The organism is Mesorhizobium sp. CNPSo 4684 (assembly GCF_057784315.1).
Window position 1 is genome coordinate 16,523 of sequence record NZ_JBWLUX010000040.1, and the last position, 14,328, is coordinate 30,850.

A 14,328-nucleotide genomic window follows, 5' to 3' on the forward strand; every position below is an offset into this window, starting at 1 on the left:
TTTATTCCGCCGCTTCGCGGAGCACCTCGATGCCGGCCAGGTACTTTTCCGCCTCGAGCGCGGCCATGCAGCCGAGCCCGGCGGCGGTCACCGCCTGACGGTAGATGTCGTCGGTCACGTCGCCGGCGGCAAACACGCCGGGCACGTCGGTGCGGGTCGAATTGGGCGCCGTCCACAGATAGCCGTTCGGCTTCTGCTTCAGCTTGCCGACAAACAGCTCCACCGCCGGCGCATGGCCGATCGCCACGAACACACCGTCGACCTTGAGATGGCTGATCTCGCCCGTCACCGCATTCCTGAGCTTCAGCCCTTCGACCGAAGGTGGCAGCGGCGTCTTGCCGGGCCGGCCGGTGATCTCGTCGACGATCGTGTCCCAGATGACGCGGACATTGTCCTTCTTCAACAGCCGCTCACGCAGGATGCGCTCGGCGCGGAAATCGTTGCGGCGGTGAATGACGGTCACGCTCTTCGCCAGATTGGAGAGATAGAGCGCCTCCTCCACCGCCGAATTGCCGCCGCCGATCACCGCCACATCCTTGCCGCGGTAGAAAAAGCCGTCGCAGGTGGCGCAGGCCGACACGCCGAAGCCCATGAAGGTCTGCTCGGTCGGAATGCCCAGCCACTTCGCCTGCGCGCCGGTAGCGATGATCAGCGCGTCCGCCGTGTAGGTGGTGCCGGAATCGCCCTTGGCGCGGAACGGCCGCACGTTGAGATCGACCTCGGTGATGATGTCGTTGATGATGTCGGTGCCGACATGCTCGGCCTGCTTCAGCATCTGCTCCATCAGCCACGGACCCTGGATCGGATCGGCGAAGCCCGGATAGTTTTCGACATCGGTGGTGATCATCAACTGGCCGCCCTGCTGCAGGCCGGCGACGAGCATCGGCTTCAGCATGGCGCGCGCGGCATAGACCGCGGCGGTATAGCCGGCCGGGCCGGAACCGATGATAAGGACAGGCGCATGTTTGGTGGTCATCTAAAGCCTCTGCGGGGCAGACAATCGAGTGTGCCTTGGAAAAAGACGTGAAATGTCGCTGGTAATGTAAGGGTTGCCAACCACGCCAGCAAGACGAACGGGCCGTCGTCCCCGGAAAGCTTCGGCCCATAGGCATATTCGCGCAATCGCCGCTTTCGTTACCGCCCTAAAATCGCCTGACCAAGGGCTGGCATCGACACAAAAGTCGTTTAATGACGAGATCGCGAAAGATTCTTGCGCTTAAGCTGAGACAGCCATGCCCATGAAAGCCGACCTCGACGCCATCGACTGGAAGATTTTGCGTGAGCTTCAGGCCGATGGGCGCATGACCAATGTCGAACTGTCGAGCCGCGTCGGCATTTCCGCCCCGCCCTGCCTGCGCCGTGTTCGGCGGCTGGAGGAAACCGGCATCATCCGGGGCTATCGCGCCTTGCTCAACGCGCCGGCGCTCGGCATGGACGTCGTCGCCTTCTGCCTGATCGGCCTGCATCACCAGGCCGATGCGGAGCTCAAAACCTTCGCCGAGCGCACCCGCGGCTGGCCGATCGTGCGCGATGCCTGGATGGTATCGGGCGAATCCGACTTTTTGCTGCATTGCGTGGCGAGCGACCTCGGCACCTTCCAGACTTTCGTCATCGAGCAACTGGCCTCGGCGCCGAATGTCGACACGGTGCGCACCGCACTCACCATCCGCCGCGTCAAGGATGAAGGGCTGGTGGCGTTTTCGATCTAAGCCAAAAAACTTCCTTAAAATCGTTATAAAACAACTGGATAAGGCCGGAACCTGAATCGATTTGGCAGATCAAGCCGAGAGCGCTTCGATCGCCGCCAGCAGTCCGTCCCGATCATCGCAGTTGCGCAGCGGCAGAACCTCAAATCCCGGTTGCTTGCTTCCCACGCCATCGACCAGCCAGCCGCGCGGTAGGCCGGCTCGCCGGCCGGCTTCCATGTCCGCCGGCTTGTCGCCGACGATCAGCGAGAGCTCAAGATCGAGGTGAAGACGTTTCTGCGCCTCGAACAGCATGCCGGGATTGGGCTTGCGCATCGGGTGGTCGGCGACCGCCAGCGGCCCACTGCCCGCCTCGTGATAGGCGCAGGCCAGAACCATGTTGACGAAGGCATTGTCGTCGGCAAGCAGTTCGAGAACCCGGCCGTTGACGGCGGCAAATTCCTTCCAGCCGAAATAGCCGCGTGCGATGCCGGACTGGTTGCTGACGATCACGACCGGGATGTTGCCCCGGTTGGCTGCCGCGATGATCGGCACGATGCCGTCGCGCAGCGCCATTTTGGCAGGATCATCGGGATAGCCGGTATCGACATTGATGGTGCCGTCGCGGTCGAGGAACAGCGCCGGCGTGTTGGCCGGGAATACCCGTGAACCGACCCGCTCGACCCACAGACCGGGCTCAGCCAGCGGGTATGGACCGGAGGCGCCGGTGTCAGCCATCGCTGAGACGCGCTTCGACCACTTCGCAGAGATAGTGATAGAGGCAGAGATGCCCCTGCTGGATGATCGGCGTCGAGGTTGAGGGCACGTTGAGCAGGATGTCGGTGAGCGGCTTCAGCTTGCCGCCAGTGTCGCCGGTCAGGCTGATCACCGTCATGTCCATCATCCGTGCCTGCTCGGCAGCGGCAAGAATGCTCGGCGAATTGCCGCTGGTCGAAATGGCGAGCAGCACGCCGTCGGCCGCGCCATGCGCCTCGACCTGACGCGAAAACACCGTGTCGAAGCCGTAGTCATTGCCCCATGCAGTCAGCACGGCGGCATTGGCTGGCAGCGCGATGACATTGTAGGCCTTGCGCTCCCTAAGGAAGCGGCCGACCAGTTCGCCGGCAATGTGGATGGCGTCGCTGGCCGAACCGCCATTGCCAGCGATCAGCAAAGCCTTACCGGACGAAAGCGCGGTGACGATAGCCACTGCCGCCCGCTCCATCTCGCCGGTCAGGTCGCGCTCGACCATCGCGTTGATCGCCGCCGCCGAGCGGATAAGGTAATCGTTCAGTCCGGACATGAAATCCCTCAGTTGGTGGCGCCACCGGCGCGCAATTTGCCGATCGTGCCGGTGGTGCTCTTGCCGGCGACGAGATCGACCAGCACGACACGGCCGCCCGCCTTCTGCACCACATCGGCGCCGACCACGGTTTCGACGGTGTAATCGGCGCCCTTGACCAGAATGTCGGGCAGCAGCGCCTCGATCAGCACCAGCGGCGTGTCCTCCTCGAACACGACGACGGCGTCGACGGAAGCCAAAGCGGCGAGCACACAGGCGCGGTCGTGCTGATCGTTGACCGGGCGGCCCGGTCCCTTCAGCCTGCGCACCGAGGCATCGCTGTTGAGCCCGAGCACCAACCGATCGCACTGGCTGCGCGCCGCGTGTAGCAGGCTGACATGGCCGGCATGGAGGATGTCGAAACAGCCATTGGTGAAGCCGACGGTCAAACCCTCATCCTTCCACGTCGCCACCATGCGCGCGGCCGATGCTGCATCGAGGATGGCGTCCTTGTGCGCGGTCGGGCCATGCGAGCGAAACAGCGCGCCGGTCAGTTCCTCGACCGTCAACCGCGCCGTGCCGCGCTTGCCCACCACCACGCCGCCAGCGGCATTGGCGATGGAGGCGGCCATGACGCGATCGGCGCCCGCGGCCAGGGCCAGCGCGAAGCTGGCGATCACCGTGTCGCCGGCGCCCGAAACGTCGAACACTTCGCGCGCCTGGGTGGCGATGTGGCGCGCCTCTTCTGCGCCGACGACGCTCATGCCCTTTTCGCTGCGCGTGGCGACGACAAAGTCGAAGCCGTGCGCTGTAATCAATTCGCGAGCCGCAGCCACAATCTCGTCATCGGCGAAAACCGGATGACCGACCGCTTCGCCCAACTCCTTGCGGTTGGGGGTGATGGCGGTCGCGCCGGCATAGCGCGCATAGTCGCGCCCCTTGGGGTCGACCAGCACCGGCTTCCCGGCCTCGCGGCAGATGGCGATCAGTTCGGCCGCCACGCCGTCGAGCAGGATGCCCTTGCCATAATCGGACAGGATGACGATGTCGGCGCGAGACAGCGCTTCCCGGAAATGCCGGATCAGGCCTGCCCGCTCGGCCACGTCGAGCGGCTTGATCTCTTCCTCGTCGAAGCGCAACACCTGCTGGTTGAGCGCGCTGAAGCGGCTCTTCGACGACGTCATGCGGCCGCGCTCCTGCGCGAGGCCCGCCGTATCGGCGCCGAGTTCGCGCAGCATGCGCATGAGATTGTCGCCGGCCACATCGGTGCCGATCACCGAGACCGGTATAGCGGCTGCACCCAGCGAGACGATGTTGGCGACGACATTGCCGGCGCCGCCCATCGTCGAGGTCTCGCCGCGCCCGTGCAGCACCGGGATCGGCGCTTCCGGCGAGATCCGTTCGATGACGCCGTTGACGAAACGGTCGAGGATGAAGTCACCGACGACCAGGACGGCGACGTCGCCAAAGCGGGCAATGGCGCGGTGCAAAGGTTCGGGCGAAGGCGGATTGTGCTTGATCATGTCACTGGCAATGCGAGGGAAAGGCCGATCTCAATCACGCTGAAAATTGTCAATTTACGGGCCGGATCGTACATGGCGAAGCCGATATACCGCAAATCCACGCAGCGCAACGTCAGGCGGCAGCCGTCAGCTCTTCTGCAGCGCAACGTGGACGCCCAGTCCGACCAGCACCGCCCCGCCCGCCCGCCGCATAATGCGCTGGGCGCGGCTGGAGCGTTTGAGCCGGCCGATCACCATGCCGGCCAGGAACACGCAGACGATGTCGGCGGAAGAAAACATCAAATTGACGATAGTGCCGAGCACGACGAACTGCAGCCAGACTGGCAAAGTCGCCGAGGCATCGATGAACTGCGGCAGGAAGGCCATGAAGAAGATCGCCGTCTTCGGATTGAGCACCTCGACGGTGATGCTCTCGAAAAACGCCCGGCGCGCCGATTTCCGCTCGATGGCGGGCAACGCCGTCTCGCCGTCCGCGCGCTTGCGGAACAGCGAGACACCAAGCCAGATCAGGTAGAGCGCGCCGATCAGCTTGACCGCCATGTAGAGCGGCGGCACGGCGTGGAACAGCACTGACAGGCCGGCGGCCGCGGCAAAGACATGGAAATAGCCGCCAAGATGGATGCCGAGTGCCGCCGTCAGCCCCGACCAGCGCCCGCGCGCCATGGTCTGCGCGGCCGCATAAAGCATGGCTGGACCCGGGATGTAGGCGAAGATCGCCGTGGTGACGAAAAACGCAATGAGCAGTTCGGTCGACGGCATTTTTTGTTCCTCACTATGTGGGCTTCGACTGAGGCGGGAGCCTTGCAGCCCAGTGGCGCAGCCGCCTGCTTCATCGACAGCCCGGCTGGGCTCCCTTATAAGGACCGGAATCGCAAGCAACCAGAGGCCTTCATGATCATCGTCACGGGCGGCGCCGGCATGATCGGCTCCAACATCGTCGCCGCGCTCAATGCCGAAGGTCATGACGACATAATCGTCGTCGATGACCTCACCGACGGCCACAAGATCGTCAATCTGGCCGATCTCAAGATCGCCGACTATCTCGACAAGGACGAATTCCTGCCGCGCCTGGAAGCCGGCGACCTCGGCCGCATCGAGGCTGTGTTCCATCAGGGCGCCTGCTCGACCACCACCGAGTGGAACGGCAAGTACATGATGGAAGTGAACTACGCCTATTCCAAGCGGCTGCTGCATGCCTGCCTGTCGCTGCGGGTCCCCTTCCTCTACGCCTCCTCGGCCTCCGTCTATGGCGGCGGTTCGGAGTTTCGCGAGGACCCGGCGCTCGAGCGGCCGCTCAACGTCTATGCCTATTCGAAGAAACTGTTCGACGACTATGTCAGGCGAACCGTTTTTGACACCGACCATTCGCCGGTGGCGGGCCTGCGCTACTTCAATGTTTATGGCCCGCGCGAGGCGCACAAGGGCGCTATGGCCTCGGTCGCCTTCCATCTGTTCAACCAGGTCGGGCGTGGCGAGAACCCAAAGCTGTTCGGCGCCTATGACGGTTTTGGCCCTGGCGAACAGAGCCGCGACTTCATTCATGTCGGCGATGTCGCCGACGTCAATCTGTGGCTGTGGAAGCGGGGCTCAAGCGGCATCTTCAATTGCGGCACCGGCCGCGCCCAGCCGTTCCGCGCCATTGCCGAGACGGTCATCGACACGCTGGGCAAGGGCGAGATCGAGTTCATAGAATTCCCCGACCACCTCAAGGGCAGCTACCAGAGTTTTACCCAGGCTGATATGTCCCGCTTGCGCGCAGCCGGCTATAACGGGCAATTCCGCAGCGTGGAAACCGGCGTCAGAGACTATGTCGAATGGCTGAAAGCCCAACGATCCTCGTGATCGGCCCACGCTGGGTGGGCGACATGGTCATGGCGCAGTGCCTGTTTTCGGCGCTGAAGGAACTCCATCCCAACGCCGCCATCGACGTGCTGGCCCCGGCCTGGGCAGCACCTTTGGTCAAGCGCATGCCCGAACTGCGTCAGCAGATCGATTTCCCGCTGAAACCCGGCGCGCTCGAATTCACCATTCGCCGCCGCTTCGGCCGCCTGCTGCGCGGCCGCTATGACATGGCATATGTCCTGCCGGGAAGCTGGAAATCGGCACTGATCCCGTTCTTTGCCCGCATTCCACGCCGCTTCGGCAATTTGCGCGAAATGCGCTATGGCCTGCTGACCGACATCGTTCCGCTGCCCGCCAGCGTCAAGCGGCGAACCGCGCAGGCTTATTTCGGTCTTGCCCAAGGCGGACATTTCCGGCCGCCGCGGCTCACCGTAGATGCCGGCAATCAGAAAGAGCTTCTTATCCGCTTCGGTCTGCAGCCGGGAAAATTCGTGGCCATGATGCCCGGCGCCGAATTCGGTCCGGCCAAACGCTGGCCGAGCGAAAGCTATGCCGGCCTCGCCCGCGAGATGATGGCGAAGGGGTTCAAAGTGGCGCTGTTTGGCTCCAAGAACGATCGCGACGTCACCGCCGACATTTCGGCGCTCGCACCCGGTGTCGTCGATCTCGCTGGCAAAACGCGGCTGGAAGACGCCATCGACCTGATCGCGGCGGCCAGGCTGGCGGTGTCCAACGACAGCGGTCTGATGCATGTCGCGGCCGCTGTCGGCACGCCCGTCGTTGCCGTCTACGGCTCGACCTCGCCGGAAAACACGCCGCCGCTTGCCGAGCACCGCGAGCTGATCTGGCTGCATCTGTCCTGCTCGCCCTGTCACCAAAAAGTCTGCCCGCTCGGCCATCTCAACTGCCTGAAGACGCTGGATGTCGCCAAGGTTGCGGCGGCGGCGGACCGTTTGCTGGAACTCCCGGCCGTCGCATGAAGGTGCTGATCATCAAGACATCGTCAATGGGCGACGTCATCCACACCTTCCCCGCTGTCGAGGATGCGGGCCGCAGCCGTCCCGATATTTCCTTCGACTGGTGTGTCGAGGAGGCCTTCGCCGGCATCGTCGCGCTGCATCCGGCGATCGCAACCATCCACAAGGTGGCGATCCGGCGCTGGCGCAGGCAGCTTTTCGACAGCGGTACATGGCGCGAGATGGCCGGCCTGCGCCGGGAACTGCACGCGGCCCAGTACGATCTGGTCATCGATGCGCAAGGGTTGTTGAAGTCGGCCTTTGTCGCCATCCAGGCCGGCGCGCCGGTTGCCGGTTTCGATCGCGCCAGCGCGCGGGAGCCCTCTGCAACTTTGTTTTACAAGCACAAATACGCCGTGCCGCGCGACCTGCACGCCATTGAACGCACGCGGCGGCTGTTCGGGCTGGCGCTTGGCTACAAGCCCGATCTTTCGACGCTGGCATCAGGGATTGTGCCTCCTCCGGGCGGCCTGGCCGGCATCGATGGCAAAACGGCCTTCCTGCTCCACGGCACCAGCCGCGAGGACAAGAAATGGCCGGCCGAAGACTGGATCGGAGCCGCTCGCCTGCTGGTTGGGCGGGGGATGACGCCGGTCACCACCTGGTCGAACGAGCGCGAGAAGGCCGTGGCCGAGGCGATCGCGCAAGCGGTGCCGGCAACAATCGTGGTGCCGAAATCGCCGCTATCCGACATCGCCGCGATCCTCGGCCGTTCGACGCTGGTCATCGGCGCCGACACCGGCCTGACCCACCTCGCGAGCGCCTTCGGCCTGCCAACTGTCGCGGTATTCCTGGCGACGGAGCCGGGGTTAACCGGCCCGCGCGGGCAATATGCCTCAACGCTGCTGGCCTCAGTTGGAGAGCGTGTGACGCCGGCGCAGGCGGTAGCGGAAGCTGAAAAGCTATTAGCCCTTAAGCTCCAAGCTCCGGCATAGGACGTTTTCAGAATTCGCTCTTGTCAGAGTCCTAAATGAACTGCACCTGGACAATCTCGTAGCCCCGTGCGCCGCCAGGCGCATTGACCTCGATGGCGTCGCCGACTTCCTTGCCGATGAGCGCACGCGCGATCGGCGACGAGATCGAGATGCGGCCCGATTTCACGTCCGCTTCCTGGTCGCCAACGATCTGGTAGGTCTTCTTTTCCTCGGTGTCCTCGTCGACCAGCACCACCGTGGCGCCGAACTTGACCTTGTCGCCGCTGAGCTTGGTGACGTCGATCACTTCGGCCCGCGCGATATAGTCTTCGAGCTCGTTGACGCGGCCCTCATTGAGGCTCTGCGACTCCTTGGCGGCATGATATTCGGCATTTTCGGACAGGTCGCCATGCGAGCGCGCTTCGGAGATCGCCTCGATGATGCGCGGCCGCTCTTCCTGCTGGCGCCAACGCAGTTCTTCCTTCAATGACGCGAACCCCTCGCCTGTCATCGGGACCTTGTTCATGATGCCTAACCTTTCCTGCCGCCACCCCCGCGTTTCGGGGGAAAGCCTTGTCGATGGGTACAAAAAGAAAACGGGTCCGGCAGCCTCGGGCTAACGGAACCGTTTCACCGCAATTTCCCCCAATATAGCGATCTTCGCGCACTTTTCACGCTGAAAAAGCGGGCGTTTGAAAAATCATGAGCCGATTGTGCAGTTGCCGTGGCGGAATGCGCGTTGTGTTGCGGCTAAGACAACAAAAAGCCGGCTGCGATTGCTCGCAACCGGCCTAGAGAAGCCATTGGGTGGGTCAGCTTCTCATGAAATGGTAGATCTGTTCGGCCAGCATGCCGTATTCGCGCGAGCCTTTGCCGGTGCGCTTCTCGATCTCGGCCAGCTGCTCCTGGGCGCCGGCCAGGTCGCCGATCTGCAGATGCGCCTCGCCGAGATATTCGCGCACCAGCGTGTAATCGGGATTGATGCGCAGTGCTTCCTCATAATAGCCGAGCCCGACCGTGACGCGGCCGGAATGGCGGTGCGAATAGCCGAGATAGTTGAGGATGCGCGGATCCTGCTTGTTGGCGGCCAGGCTGAGCACGGCGATCGCCTCGTCATAGCGCCCGGCCATCGCGAGATCATGGCCGGCCTCATAGATATTGTCGTCGTCGAGCATGCCGTATTTCGGCGCAACGCACTTCTTGAGCTTCTTGTCCCAGACCTCGCCCTTCTTGCATTTCGTGCTCCCGCCGTCGCCGCCCCCGCCGCCCTCACCGGCGGTAAATGCTGGCGCCGCAAACAGCGGCAGGGCGACAACAGCTAGAACTTGAATCAGCAAACGTCTGCGCATTGAAGCCTCCTTGAGGGATAATGATGAAATGCTAACGCCAGGCGGACGCCATTTCATCCCGGAAAAGCCGCACCGCGAAAACTATTTGCCAAAACCACTTCAAAAGACAGGCGGGCAAGTCGGAAACCCGCCGGCGGTGAGCCAAGCCGGCCGAACGGACGTGACGCGCGCTGCAAATCCGCTATCATCGGGGAAATGACCAGCGGAGTGCGAGAGAGTGCAACAGCGCCGTGAACGGGAATGGGAGCTATCGATCGGCCCGGACACCGTGCGGCTGTTCATTCTCAAGGCAAAGGGTCTGAGCGCTGCCGTCAACGAAGACTATACCGACGGTGCCGAGCATGAGGTCGAGTTCGACGGCGACACGCACGACAATCACCACCATGACGGGCTTGCGGAGGAAAGCTCTGAAGACCTCACCGAGGAAGAGCTGCGCGAACTGATCAACGACCTCAATGTCGACGAGGCGGCCGAATTGATCGCGCTGGCCTGGGTCGGCCGCGGCGACTATGACGCGGCGGAATGGTCCGATGCGGTTGCCGCCGCGCGCGAGCGCGCAAACAAGCGCACGGCAAAATATCTGCTCGGCATGCCGCTTCTGGCCGACTGGCTGGAAGAAGGGCTGGAGGCGATCGGCGCGTAACGCCGGGGTAACCGATCGTGATCGGGCGCATGCGCTTTTCGCGGCAACCTCCGCAAGCCCACGCCGTTTAGGATCGATGGCGGCGCTTGTCTTTTCCAGAATGTGCGGGTTGGCGCTGGCCATGGTGGCGGCCGGATTGCTTATTGCGCCCGCCGACGCGAAGCACAGGCGGTCTCACAAGCCGTCCTGGGTTGAGCAACTGCTGACACAACGGGCCGACCAGCCGTCGAAGCCGCGCAGCAAGCATCGCCCGAAATCACGTGGCAAGCGGCATATCGTGCCGAACCAGGCGGAACCGAAAGCGCCGGATCCGCAGCCCTCAGCTGACGACATTCCGGTGCCCAAGGCGCGTCCCGCGGAAGCGCAGAAGACCGACGCCGCAAAGACCGAAGAGCAAAAGACTAGTGGTGCACCCAACCGGTCCGATGACGATCGGTTCAATGAAGAAAAATCCCGATATAAAAAACAGGCGCGGCCCGAACCGTCAGCCCCAGAGCCGCCAGGCTCGGAGCCGTCAACCAATGCCGAGAGTAGGTCTGAGCCGCCGGCAGTGGTGCCCGTTCCGATACAAAGGCCCGACGTCACAAAGCCGGAGGTAGAGCCGCCGGTCGTCGCCCCGCAACCGTCTGAAAAACCCGCGGATGCCGACGACAAGAAGATGCTCCCCGACCCTCGCTCGGGCGATTTGCCGGATGCAAAAATGCCGGCGGAGGAAGTTGCCTGTCGCGAGCGGCTGACGGCGCTTGGCGTCGAGTTCGAAGAGCACAAGGCGGAAAGCAATCCCGATATCGGCTGCTCGATCCCCTATCCCATCGTGCTGAAGACGCTCGGAAAATCCATCGCCATCGGCCCCGCCACCGAGCTCAACTGCGCGATGGCCGAAGTGGCCGCCCGCTTTGCCGCCAATGTCATCCAGCCGACGGCAAAGGCTGAATTCGGCGCCGACCTGAAATCGATCAACCCGGCATCGGCCTTCGTCTGCCGGCCACGCCATGGTACGCGCAAACTGTCGGAACACGCATTCGGCAACGCCCTCGATATCGCCAGCTTCACCTTGGCTGACGGCCGGAAGATCGAAGTCGGTCCAACGCCACCCGAAAAGGACGGCAAATTCCTTAACTCGGTGCGCAAGGCTGCCTGCGGACCGTTCAAGACCGTGCTCGGACCGGGCGCGGACTCCGATCACGCCCTGCATTTCCATCTCGATCTCGAACCGCGTCGGCACGGCGGCACCTTCTGCCAATGATCGTCCGCCTGCCGCATTTCAGCCGCAGGCGTGAATGCGGCCGCTGAGTTTTCCTTTACCCTTGATCGTTAAAATGCCGGACATCTAGGGACAGGGATTCCGCCCATGGCCGGAATATTTCGCGCCGCCGCGATGGTCGCGCGCCAATCGAAACGCGCAGCGATGGTGACCGCCGGCCTTGCGCTGGCCGCCGTTTCTGCCTGCAACACCGGCAGCGTGCTGTCTCTGCAGCCGGCCGTCGATGTCGGCGCCCAGACTGCTGCCGTGCCGCAGTATGAAGGCATGCAGAAGCTCGTCCCGTCCAATCCCTACATGACCGCCGCCTATCCGCGCATGGACGAGCCGATGTCGGAGCCCGAGCAGATGCCGGCCAGCGAAACCGACTGCCGTGGAGAATTGCGGCGCCTCGGCGTCGTCTACACCGATGTCCAGCCGATCCATGAGGGACAGTGCGGCATCGACTATCCGGTCAAGGTTTCGGCCATTGGCGGCATCCAGATGAAACCGGCGGCGACATTGACCTGTGACATGGCCGCCAGCTTCGCCGCCTGGACGAAGAACGAACTGGTTCCCTCCGCCCGCTGGCGCTATTTCTCCGGCGTCAAGACCATCCACCAGGGCTCGAGCTATTCCTGCCGCAACATCGCTGGCGAGGGCGTCCTGTCCGAGCACGGCAAGGGCAACGCGCTCGACGTCATGAGCATCGAGCTCAACAATGGCGACGACATCGACGTGCGCAAGCCCGGCCTGTTCGCCTTCCGCACCCGTGGCTTCCTCAACAATGTGCGCGCCGACGGCTGCCAGTATTTCACCACCGTGCTCGGTCCCGGCTACAATTACGACCACCGCAACCATTTCCATTTCGACATCAAGAACCGCAAGAGCGGCTACCGCGCCTGCCGCTAGCCGGCTCTTTGCCAAAGCCCCGTCACGCCGCATAAGGTGACGCCTCGCAGGCAGGCGGCGACAGTTGGGACAGAAAAGCCTAAGACGACGTGCAACGATCTGGCTTGCGGCTTTCGTGGCCGCCTGGCTGGCGCTCGCCTATGTCGCCGCACCTGAATTCTGGACATTCAGGGATCGCGGCTTTCGCAAGCAGACCTTCGAGATGGTGACGCACACGCCGCAAGGCATTCCTGGCGACCCGATCAATGTCGGCCTTGTCGGCAGCGAAAAGGAGCTTGTGCATGCCTTCGCCGTGGCCGGCTGGGACACGGCAGACGGTGTGACGCTGAAGACCGCGATCGAAATCGGGGAAAGCGTGCTGTTCGACCATCCCTATCCCGACGCACCGGTCAGCCGGCTGCTGTTCGAAGGCCGCGCCCAGGACCTCGCCTTTGAAAAACCGGTCGGCGACAGCGCCGACCGGCGTCATCATGTCCGCTTCTGGCGCACCGACGCGACCGGCGACGATGGCCGCCCGCTCTGGCTGGGCTCGGCCAGCTTCGATCGTGGCGTTGGGCTGAGCCACGACACCGGCGCCATTACCCACCATATCGGCCCCGACATCGACGCCGAGCGCGATCTCGTGATCCACGACCTGAGTGCGGCCGGCATGGTGATCTCGGTAAGCGATATCCCCGGCATCGGCGCCACCAAAGCCGGACGCAATGGCGGCGGCGATCCCTATTTCACCGACGGCAAGGCCATCGTCGGCATCTTGAAGCGGTTGCCATAGCAAAACGATTGCAAAGGGTCAGGTCATGGTGATCACGATCTTGCCGAACGGCCCTTTCTCCAGATGCTTCAATGCCTGCGGCACGTCATCGAAGCCAAAAACCTTGTCGATCACCGGCTTGAGCGCCAGCGCTTCGATTGCCTGGTTCATCCGCTCGAAAGCACGGCGGTGGCCGACCGACAGGCCTTGCACGGTGATGCGGTTGCGCATGAACGGCAGGATCGGAAAGCTGAGTTCAGTGCCGCCGAGGATGCCGATGATCGACAGCCGGCCATCCGCGGCCAGCGCATGGAGCGAACGCCGCGCATTGTCGCCGCCGACCATTTCCAGCACATGGTTGACGCCAATGCCCTCTGTCAGGTCGCGCGCGGCTTTGTCCCATGCAGGCTGGGTTCGGTAGTTGATCACCTGCCAGGCACCGAGTTGCCTCGCCCGCTCGAGCTTCTCGTCGCTGCTCGACGTAACGATGGGGCGCAGACCGAAGGCGTTGGCAAACTGCAACGCAAACAGCGACACACCACCGGTGCCCTGGATGAGAAGAGTCTGGCCCGGCACCGGCTTGGTCGCCTCGACCAGCGCGAACCACGCTGTCAGCGCGGCGATCGGCAGCGTCGCCGCCTCGACATCGCTGAGCGATGGTGGCGCCAACACTGCGGCATCCTCGCCAAGGACGACGTGATCGGAAAGCATGCCCGAGAGCGACGACCCCAGCGTGTGCTTGTGCAGCACCGGTGGAGCGTCGCCATCCGGCCAGTCGGCGATCACCTGGCCGAGCACGCGTTGCCCGACGCGAAAACGGCTGACCTCCTTGCCGACGGCCACCACCTCGCCCAGTGCGTCGGATGTCGGCACAAAGGGAAAGACAAGGTCCGGGATCAGCGTGCCGTCGATGATCATCTTGTCCTTGTAGTTCAGGGATACGGCTTTGGTTCGCACCAGAAGCTCGCGCGGGGCTGGCTCGGGAACCTTGTCTTCAACCCTCTCCAGCCTGGACAGGCCAAAGCCGGTCATCTGCCAGGATCTGTTGACTTGGGTGCTCATCTTGTTTCGCGCTCCGTGATTGACGTCACGGGAGAGACATCTATGCCATTTCGCTATGGAAATTAGCGCTTCGATGTGGCATATTCGGCAACGGATTGAATACCTGAAC

The 14,328-nt window shown here is 63.3% G+C and carries 16 protein-coding genes; 8 read left to right on the top strand and 8 right to left on the bottom strand.

Annotated elements, in window-relative coordinates:
- Window position 1: 1 nt before the first annotated feature.
- The gene (gene trxB / locus AC04SG_RS28375; RefSeq protein WP_192257874.1) at window positions 2-976 is read right to left on the bottom strand and encodes a thioredoxin-disulfide reductase; all 975 of its coding nucleotides are present in this window, start codon (window positions 974-976) and stop codon (window positions 2-4) included.
- 256 nt (window positions 977-1,232) lie between these two features.
- On the opposite strand from trxB, the gene AC04SG_RS28380 reads away from it, so the two are divergent.
- Window positions 1,233-1,709, top strand: a complete 477-nt coding sequence (locus AC04SG_RS28380; protein WP_488553747.1) for an Lrp/AsnC family transcriptional regulator — start codon at window positions 1,233-1,235, stop codon at window positions 1,707-1,709.
- Window positions 1,710-1,778: 69 nt separating this feature from the next.
- Here AC04SG_RS28380 and AC04SG_RS28385 read toward each other — a convergent pair whose 3' ends face one another.
- The 4 genes from AC04SG_RS28385 to AC04SG_RS28400 all read right to left on the bottom strand — a co-directional run bounded on the left by AC04SG_RS28385 (window position 1,779) and on the right by AC04SG_RS28400 (window position 5,249).
- Entirely contained in the window at window positions 1,779-2,423 is a 645-nt protein-coding gene (locus AC04SG_RS28385; RefSeq protein WP_488553748.1) for a D-glycero-alpha-D-manno-heptose-1,7-bisphosphate 7-phosphatase, read from the bottom strand.
- Window positions 2,416-2,988 carry a D-sedoheptulose-7-phosphate isomerase gene (locus tag AC04SG_RS28390; protein ID WP_488553749.1) on the bottom strand — a complete coding sequence of 191 codons (573 nt, stop codon included), beginning with the start codon at window positions 2,986-2,988 and terminating at the stop codon, window positions 2,416-2,418. The genes AC04SG_RS28385 and AC04SG_RS28390 overlap by 8 nt, the downstream gene beginning before the upstream one ends.
- An 8-nt stretch (window positions 2,989-2,996) precedes the next feature.
- Window positions 2,997-4,490 carry a D-glycero-beta-D-manno-heptose-7-phosphate kinase gene (gene rfaE1 / locus AC04SG_RS28395; protein WP_488553750.1) on the bottom strand — a complete coding sequence of 498 codons (1,494 nt, stop codon included), beginning with the start codon at window positions 4,488-4,490 and terminating at the stop codon, window positions 2,997-2,999.
- A 126-nt stretch (window positions 4,491-4,616) separates the two neighbouring features.
- Window positions 4,617-5,249: a LysE family translocator gene (locus AC04SG_RS28400; protein ID WP_488553751.1), complete on the bottom strand. Its 633-nt coding sequence runs from the start codon at window positions 5,247-5,249 to the stop codon at window positions 4,617-4,619.
- A 132-nt stretch (window positions 5,250-5,381) separates the two neighbouring features.
- Here AC04SG_RS28400 and rfaD point away from each other — a divergent pair, with 132 nt between their 5' ends.
- Genes rfaD through waaC form a run of 3 tightly spaced genes read left to right on the top strand, consistent with a single transcriptional unit; the run spans window position 5,382 to window position 8,283 of the window.
- A complete protein-coding gene (rfaD, locus tag AC04SG_RS28405; RefSeq protein WP_488553752.1) occupies window positions 5,382-6,332 on the top strand; it encodes an ADP-glyceromanno-heptose 6-epimerase in 951 nt (316 codons plus the stop codon).
- Window positions 6,305-7,312: a lipopolysaccharide heptosyltransferase II gene (gene waaF, locus AC04SG_RS28410; protein ID WP_488553753.1), complete on the top strand. Its 1,008-nt coding sequence runs from the start codon at window positions 6,305-6,307 to the stop codon at window positions 7,310-7,312. The genes rfaD and waaF overlap by 28 nt, the downstream gene beginning before the upstream one ends.
- Window positions 7,309-8,283 (top strand): lipopolysaccharide heptosyltransferase I, encoded by a 975-nt coding sequence (waaC, locus tag AC04SG_RS28415; RefSeq protein ID WP_488553754.1) that lies wholly within the window; start codon window positions 7,309-7,311, stop codon window positions 8,281-8,283. Before waaF ends, waaC begins: the two co-directional genes overlap by 4 nt.
- A gap of 31 nt (window positions 8,284-8,314) precedes the next feature.
- On the opposite strand, the gene greA is transcribed toward waaC, so the two are convergent.
- Both greA and AC04SG_RS28425 read right to left on the bottom strand, forming a co-directional pair.
- Window positions 8,315-8,788, bottom strand: a complete 474-nt coding sequence (greA, locus tag AC04SG_RS28420) for a transcription elongation factor GreA (protein WP_181058741.1) — start codon at window positions 8,786-8,788, stop codon at window positions 8,315-8,317.
- 286 nt (window positions 8,789-9,074) lie between these two features.
- Window positions 9,075-9,611 carry a tetratricopeptide repeat protein gene (locus AC04SG_RS28425; protein WP_112561001.1) on the bottom strand — a complete coding sequence of 179 codons (537 nt, stop codon included), beginning with the start codon at window positions 9,609-9,611 and terminating at the stop codon, window positions 9,075-9,077.
- A 217-nt stretch (window positions 9,612-9,828) separates the two neighbouring features.
- Between AC04SG_RS28425 and AC04SG_RS28430 the strand changes: the two genes are divergently transcribed.
- The 4 genes from AC04SG_RS28430 (at window position 9,829) to AC04SG_RS28445 (ending at window position 13,178) form a co-directional block, all read left to right on the top strand.
- On the top strand, window positions 9,829-10,254 hold the full coding sequence (locus AC04SG_RS28430; RefSeq protein WP_488553755.1) for a DUF3775 domain-containing protein: 426 nt from the start codon (window positions 9,829-9,831) through the stop codon (window positions 10,252-10,254).
- 700 nt (window positions 10,255-10,954) lie between these two features.
- On the top strand, window positions 10,955-11,500 hold the full coding sequence (locus tag AC04SG_RS28435; protein ID WP_488553756.1) for an extensin-like domain-containing protein: 546 nt from the start codon (window positions 10,955-10,957) through the stop codon (window positions 11,498-11,500).
- A gap of 105 nt (window positions 11,501-11,605) precedes the next feature.
- Entirely contained in the window at window positions 11,606-12,406 is an 801-nt protein-coding gene (locus AC04SG_RS28440; protein WP_488553757.1) for an extensin-like domain-containing protein, read from the top strand.
- A 64-nt stretch (window positions 12,407-12,470) separates the two neighbouring features.
- Window positions 12,471-13,178, top strand: a complete 708-nt coding sequence (locus tag AC04SG_RS28445) for an LssY C-terminal domain-containing protein (protein WP_488553758.1) — start codon at window positions 12,471-12,473, stop codon at window positions 13,176-13,178.
- Window positions 13,179-13,196: 18 nt separating this feature from the next.
- On the opposite strand, the gene AC04SG_RS28450 is transcribed toward AC04SG_RS28445, so the two are convergent.
- Window positions 13,197-14,219 carry a zinc-dependent alcohol dehydrogenase family protein gene (locus AC04SG_RS28450; RefSeq protein WP_488553759.1) on the bottom strand — a complete coding sequence of 341 codons (1,023 nt, stop codon included), beginning with the start codon at window positions 14,217-14,219 and terminating at the stop codon, window positions 13,197-13,199.
- Window positions 14,220-14,328: the final 109 nt, after the last annotated feature.

Excerpts from the sequence above, each read along its gene's own strand:
- trxB (WP_192257874.1), bottom strand. The coding sequence starts at position 976 with ATGACCACCAAACATGCGCCTGTCCTTATCATCGGTTCCGGCCCGGCC.
- AC04SG_RS28380 (WP_488553747.1), top strand. The coding sequence starts at position 1,233 with ATGCCCATGAAAGCCGACCTCGACGCCATCGACTGGAAGATTTTGCGT.
- AC04SG_RS28385 (WP_488553748.1), bottom strand. The coding sequence starts at position 2,423 with ATGGCTGACACCGGCGCCTCCGGTCCATACCCGCTGGCTGAGCCCGGT.
- AC04SG_RS28390 (WP_488553749.1), bottom strand. The coding sequence starts at position 2,988 with ATGTCCGGACTGAACGATTACCTTATCCGCTCGGCGGCGGCGATCAAC.
- rfaE1 (WP_488553750.1), bottom strand. The coding sequence starts at position 4,490 with ATGATCAAGCACAATCCGCCTTCGCCCGAACCTTTGCACCGCGCCATT.
- AC04SG_RS28400 (WP_488553751.1), bottom strand. The coding sequence starts at position 5,249 with ATGCCGTCGACCGAACTGCTCATTGCGTTTTTCGTCACCACGGCGATC.
- rfaD (WP_488553752.1), top strand. The coding sequence starts at position 5,382 with ATGATCATCGTCACGGGCGGCGCCGGCATGATCGGCTCCAACATCGTC.
- waaF (WP_488553753.1), top strand. The coding sequence starts at position 6,305 with ATGGCTGAAAGCCCAACGATCCTCGTGATCGGCCCACGCTGGGTGGGC.
- waaC (WP_488553754.1), top strand. The coding sequence starts at position 7,309 with ATGAAGGTGCTGATCATCAAGACATCGTCAATGGGCGACGTCATCCAC.
- greA (WP_181058741.1), bottom strand. The coding sequence starts at position 8,788 with ATGAACAAGGTCCCGATGACAGGCGAGGGGTTCGCGTCATTGAAGGAA.
- AC04SG_RS28425 (WP_112561001.1), bottom strand. The coding sequence starts at position 9,611 with ATGCGCAGACGTTTGCTGATTCAAGTTCTAGCTGTTGTCGCCCTGCCG.
- AC04SG_RS28435 (WP_488553756.1), top strand. The coding sequence starts at position 10,955 with ATGCCGGCGGAGGAAGTTGCCTGTCGCGAGCGGCTGACGGCGCTTGGC.
- AC04SG_RS28440 (WP_488553757.1), top strand. The coding sequence starts at position 11,606 with ATGGCCGGAATATTTCGCGCCGCCGCGATGGTCGCGCGCCAATCGAAA.
- AC04SG_RS28450 (WP_488553759.1), bottom strand. The coding sequence starts at position 14,219 with ATGAGCACCCAAGTCAACAGATCCTGGCAGATGACCGGCTTTGGCCTG.